This is a genomic window from Labrys sp. F242 (assembly GCF_057813875.1).
The window spans coordinates 1-302 of sequence record NZ_JBVASG010000040.1; the positions used below are offsets into that span (position 1 = coordinate 1).

Annotated in this window: 1 pseudogene; it reads right to left on the bottom strand. The window is 71.9% G+C overall.

Annotated elements, in window-relative coordinates:
• A pseudogene (locus tag ACZYTC_RS34350) lies at window positions 1-302 on the bottom strand (hypothetical protein); the annotation flags it as partial.

A 302-nucleotide genomic window follows, 5' to 3' on the forward strand; every position in this document is an offset into this window, starting at 1 on the left:
GCCCTGAGATGCCTCAGCCAGGTGAAGCCGAGCAGGGTCTCGCGCCAGGCCGGCGAGGGCGGGGCGATGGCGAAGGGGGAGACCTCGGTGAGCACGATCGTCTTGGCGACGAAGGTGAAGCGGCCGTCCACCAGCTCGGCGGCGCGGGTGGGGTCGGCGGCCCGCAGGTCCTGCGGGGCCAGCACCAGCTTTTCGGGATCGCCGCGGCCGAAGCGCCAGCGCATGAAAGGCAGGAGGTAAAGGCGCGTCAGCTCGGCGCGGCCGGATTGGCCGGCAGCAGTGAGGGAGAGACGGAGCTTGGG